This window comes from Muribaculum sp. (genome assembly GCF_029051885.1).
Lineage (GTDB): Bacteria > Bacteroidota > Bacteroidia > Bacteroidales > Muribaculaceae > Muribaculum.
On record NZ_JAIDKI010000147.1, the window covers coordinates 1 to 5,274 of the forward strand.

Annotated in this window: 5 protein-coding genes; 3 read left to right on the forward strand and 2 right to left on the reverse strand. The window is 48.3% G+C overall.

Translation table 11 applies throughout. The annotated features are described in order from the left end of the window. A partial coding sequence (locus K2I50_RS06225) for a hypothetical protein (protein ID WP_301025340.1) occupies positions 1-185 on the reverse strand: 185 nt, incomplete at its 3' end. A gap of 66 nt (positions 186-251) precedes the next feature. Between K2I50_RS06225 and K2I50_RS06230 the strand changes: the two genes are divergently transcribed. Both K2I50_RS06230 and K2I50_RS06235 read left to right on the forward strand, forming a co-directional pair. Next, positions 252-1,589, forward strand: a complete 1,338-nt coding sequence (locus tag K2I50_RS06230; RefSeq protein WP_301025342.1) for a UDP-glucose dehydrogenase family protein — start codon at positions 252-254, stop codon at positions 1,587-1,589. 84 nt (positions 1,590-1,673) lie between these two features. Next, positions 1,674-2,801, forward strand: a complete 1,128-nt coding sequence (locus K2I50_RS06235) for an MraY family glycosyltransferase (RefSeq protein WP_301025343.1) — start codon at positions 1,674-1,676, stop codon at positions 2,799-2,801. Positions 2,802-2,969: 168 nt separating this feature from the next. Here the strand turns inward: K2I50_RS06235 and K2I50_RS06240 are convergent, their stop codons facing one another. Then, positions 2,970-3,572: a YqgE/AlgH family protein gene (locus K2I50_RS06240; RefSeq protein WP_301025345.1), complete on the reverse strand. Its 603-nt coding sequence runs from the start codon at positions 3,570-3,572 to the stop codon at positions 2,970-2,972. A gap of 495 nt (positions 3,573-4,067) precedes the next feature. Between K2I50_RS06240 and dnaN the strand changes: the two genes are divergently transcribed. Beyond that, a complete protein-coding gene (gene dnaN / locus K2I50_RS06245) occupies positions 4,068-5,201 on the forward strand; it encodes a DNA polymerase III subunit beta (protein WP_301025346.1) in 1,134 nt (377 codons plus the stop codon). The last annotated feature ends 73 nt before the right edge of the window (positions 5,202-5,274 follow it).

Here is a 5,274-nt window from a genome sequence, read left to right on the forward strand (position 1 = left end):
AATAGAGTCGTTTGAAATTGCGCAATACAATTCTTTAAAATTTGCTCAAATGCGTCATAATTAGTAAATTTGCCCTCGTTACATCTCTGACATGGGTCGTGATGCCGTTTTTCGTGCATTTCCGGCTCGTATTTTAGTGAGTCTTTTGGATTTGGCTTATGTATAGGATTCAGATGATATTTCATGAGATTGAATTCAAATGACTCCCTCGGAGGATTTGTGCTGTAGGATTTGAATATACAATTATTGTAATGAATATAGCGATAGTCGGAACAGGTTATGTCGGCCTTGTCTCGGGAGCGTGTTTTTCCGAGATGGGGGTTGATGTGACATGTGTCGACATAGATACAGAAAAAATTGCGCGCCTTAATGCCGGTGAGATACCAATCTACGAGCCCGGGCTCAAGGAACTTGTGTGTCGGAATGTAGAGGCTGGACGCCTGCATTTCGTCACCTCGCTTGCCGAATGTCTCGACAATGTAGAGGTGGTGTTTTCTGCTGTCGGTACTCCTCCTGACGAGGATGGCGGCGCCGACTTGAGCTACGTTCTTGAAGTCGCACGTACATTCGGACGCCACATCAACCGATATACTCTGCTTGTCACCAAATCGACTGTGCCGGTGGGTACTGCCGCAAAGATAAAGGCAGAGATTGCCGCTCAGCTTGCTGAACGTGGTGTCGATATCGATTTTGAGGTGGCAAGCAACCCTGAGTTTCTTAAAGAGGGTGCGGCTATCAAGGATTTCATGTCGCCCGACAGAGTGGTGGTCGGGGTGGAGAGTGAGCGGGCCAAGGCTGTTATGACAAAACTCTACCGTCCATTCCTGACCAATAATTTCCGTGTCTACTTCATGGATATTCCCTCGGCCGAGATGACAAAATATGCGGCCAATGCGATGCTTGCTACCCGTATATCCTTTATGAACGATATTGCCAATTTGTGCGACCGCGTGGGCGCAGATGTCAATATGGTGCGCAAAGGTATCGGTACCGACGCCCGCATCGGTGGTAAGTTTTTGTACTCCGGCTGTGGCTACGGAGGATCGTGCTTCCCGAAAGATGTAAAGGCTCTTGCTCGCACGGCGCGTGAAAACGGATGCGTGATGCGTGTGGTCGAGGCTGTCGAGGCTACAAATGAGGCTCAGAAAAAAGTCGTGTTTGAGAAGCTCTGTTCTGCGCTCGGCCCGGAGTTGACCGGAATGACGATTGCTGTATGGGGGCTTGCTTTTAAGCCTGAGACCGACGATATGCGCGAAGCTCCGTCTCTTGTGGTGATTGAAAGTCTTGTCGCTGCAGGAGCTGTAGTCCGTGTGTATGATCCGGTAGCTATGACTGAATGCAGCCGCCGTCTGGGAGATGGCGCTTCTCTCCCGGGTAGCGGGCGTATTGAGTATGCGTCCGATATGTATGACGCCGCTCTTGGAGCCGGCGCTCTGCTATTGCTTACCGAATGGAAGCAGTTCCGTATGCCATCGTGGCCTGTATTGCGCCGTGTTATGGCAAATCCGTTGATTGTCGATGGCCGTAACATATATGACCGTTCCGAAGTCGAATCGGAGGGCTTTATATATCATGGTATCGGCCGATGATTTTTTTAATTGATGTTTCACCCCATAGTAAAAAGTTAATATAGATTCCAACTTTACTAATTAATAATACTACACACTAATGTTATGAATTTCTGGTTACTATGTAATTTCGTCGTATTTGTACTCTGCGTGATGTTTGCGGGTATATTTATCCCGCAGATTTTGCTTGTCGCTTTCAGGAAGGAACTTTTCGATATGCCTGATGAACGCAAGATTCACAAAGGTATTGTGCCTCGACTCGGAGGCATCGCATTCACGCCTGTGATATGTTTTACCGTATCGCTCCTGCTTGGCATTACCATGCTTGTCGGCGATTCAAGGCTTATGTCGCTGGTAGAGGCGCAGACTCTTCCCCTCTCGATGGGATTCTGCTCGCTATTCCTCATGTATATTGTCGGAGTAGGTGATGACCTTGTCGGAGTGCGCTATCGTGCCAAGTTTGTGGCTCAGATACTCTGTGCCGTATTTATCATTATGGGCGGCTTCTGGATTAACTCCTTCCACGGATTTTTATGGATAGATTCCATTCCTTCGTGGCTTGGCTGGCCTCTGACAGTGTTGTATATCGTATTCGTATGCAATGCTCTTAACCTTATTGACGGTATCGACGGTTTAGCCTCGGGTCTGGCAATGACAGGCTTTATTATCTACGGCGTCACATTCTATCTGCTGGGCCAGTATGTATATTCCATGCTTTCGTTCGCATCTCTCGGAGTGCTTGTGCCATTCTTCTATTACAACGTCTTCGGCAATCCCGCAAAGCGCAAAAAGATATTTATGGGCGATGCCGGCTCCCTCACAGTCGGACTCCTGCTCTCATTCCTGAGTCTGCATCTGTTTACTGCTCCTACTCTTAATCTCGGAGGTTTCTACTGCAACTCTTTCGTTGTCGCCGTGTCTCCGCTGATAGTACCTTGCTTCGATGTCGTGAGGGTGTTTATCGGTCGTGTGCGCAAGGGCAACAATCCCTTCCTTCCCGACCGTACCCATATCCATCACAAGCTCCTTTCGTTAGGCATGCCTTCGCGCAGGGCTATGGTTACAATTGTTGGAGTAGCACTGTTCTTCTCGGTGGCTAATATATGTCTTGCCAACCATCTGAACATCACCCTTCTGATAATTCTCGATATCGCTTTCTGGGCACTTGCCAATATGGCCCTTTCCCGTGCGGTAAAGAGCTGTGAGAAGAAAAACGTCTCTGTGACTGCCTGATTCCTTTAGGGAATTAATCACATATACATCGCGCCCCTGCACAGATTGTCTGTGCAGGGGCGCGATGTATATGTGGTGTTGTTGAGGGTGAGAGCTCTTAGACCCCGTTCCCCAATATTTGTTAACGCTGGGGCGGTCAAGCGTTAACAAATATTGGGGAACGGGGTCTTAGTTGAGCGATGGATATTGGGGATGATAGAGCCACCCGCGGTATTTTGCGCCCATTGTGCGTACCTGTCCATGCCAGTATCCGTCTTCCGAGCCCTGGAGTATTGTATTTGCATCCTTTATGCTGGCTACGGCCCACACATTATTTTTCAGCTCGTCGTCAAGCTGCCCTACGTCCCAGCCGCTGTAGCCAAGGCAGAACCTCACGAACCCCTCCAGCGGATATCCTGCGTTGACATAGTCTATCATGCAGTCGAAGTCGCCGCCGATATACATTCCGTCGGCGATATGCTTGGCTCCGGGGATTATGTCGCCCAGCCGATGTATGAAGTAGAGCCTGTCGCCCGAAAGAGGGCCCCCGCAATATACCGGCACAGGCTCGCGGCGAGTCACATTGTTGAGAAGGTCCGACAGCAGATAATTGGTAGTCTTGTTCATGACAATCCCCATTGATGACTCTCCGTCGCCGTAATCTACAAGGTATATTACCGCATGGTTGAAATAGCTTTCGCGTAAAAAAGGCTCGGCCACAAGAAGGGCTCCTGATGCGGGCCTTATGCGGGGCAGATCTATGCGGTTGAGAAACTGGTCGAGATCCTTCATAGCTGTATACTTTCCTTTTATAGAACTGATTCTCTAAGTTACAGCTATTTTTTGAAAATAGCCCAAAGCAATCGGTTTAATATTCGGTCGTTGATATGTAAATAATGTTAATGGAGTATTTGGGGTGTGGTTGTCGCCGGTAGCGGGATGACAGCGGTAGGATAGGAGCGGTATGCAGTCTTATTTTTGGTTAATATTATTTAACACGGCAGTACTGATTTGTCGCACAGGTCCCGACGTACCTTTGTGGCAGAACCAAAGTAAATATCATCTTACTATGATTACACACACTACCGCTGTGAACTGCCGGGACAGACCGGTCGGATTGCTTTGTCCCGGCATCGTTCCGGCGTGACCGCCACATATGATAAAACTGACCGGCAGATATGGATTTATGCCGGAAAAGGTGTATCTTTGTAGGTTGGTTAATTTAACCACAATATTTCTATACTATTACAACTGAATATAAAATCAACAAGCTCTAAATACCGCCTCATGAAATTTAATGTTTCCAGCAAGACACTCTACACATATGTGTCAGCCGTCAGCAAGGTGATTAACTCGAAGAATGCATTGACTATTCTCAATAATTTCCTCTTCGAATTATCCGACAACACTCTTACTGTCACAGCTTCCGACCTCGAAAATACTCTTGTCGCCCATATGGAAGTAATGGATGCCGAGGGCGAAGGCCGTTTCTGTGTCGACGCACGCCGTCTGGTCGACCTCCTAAAGGAGATGCCCGACCAGGGTCTGGAATTCAATATCAATGATCAGAACCTTTCCGTAGAGCTGACTTATGCTACCGGCAATTACAGCTTTATTGCTCTCAACGGATCGGAATATCCCTCCAACGAGGCCGATAGCGAGGCTTCCGATGCCAACTTCTCGTTTGTGTGTCCTACAGAGCAGGTGCTCAAGGGTATCGACAATACCCTGTTTGCTGTAGGCAACGATGATTTGCGTCCGCAGATGATGGGTATACTGTGGGATATCAAGCCCGACGGAATAGTCTTTGTATCCACCGATACACGCAAGCTCGTGCGCTATCGCAACAATATGTCAGAGCCCGGACAGGAAGGCTCGTTTATCCTGCCTGTAAAGCCTGCCACTGTAATCAAGAATGTGTTTGCCAAAGAAGAGGCAATCAAGATTACCGTAGAGCCTAAGAGTGTTACCTTCGAGAGCCCTTCATATCGCTTCAACTGCCGTTTCATCAAGGGTAACTTCCCGGATTACAACCGTGTGATACCTCAGAACAATCCTTACGTTGTAACACTCGACCGCCAGCAGTTCCTTACTGCCATACGCCGTGTGGCTGTATTCGTTGACCAGGGCCACGGTCTGGTGAAATTCCGCATCAATGCCGATAAGCTGACAATGAAGGCTACCGACAACAACTTCTGTACTTCTGCCCGTGAGGAAGTGCCCTGCGACTTTACCGGCAATGATATGGTAATCGGTTTCAGCGCACCGTATCTCATTGAGATTATCAATACGATTTCTACCGAGAATGTCCTCCTTAAGCTATCAGATCCGAGCCGTCCCGGTGTGTTTGTTCCCGCAGAACAAGGTGCCGACTCCGACTTACTGATGCTTCTCATGCCCATGACCGTTTCTGAATTCTAAGAGCTTGTTTAATAATAAATGTTGCCGTCAGGGTCGTATAGCTTGAGACGATTTTCGACATGTGACGAAGGAG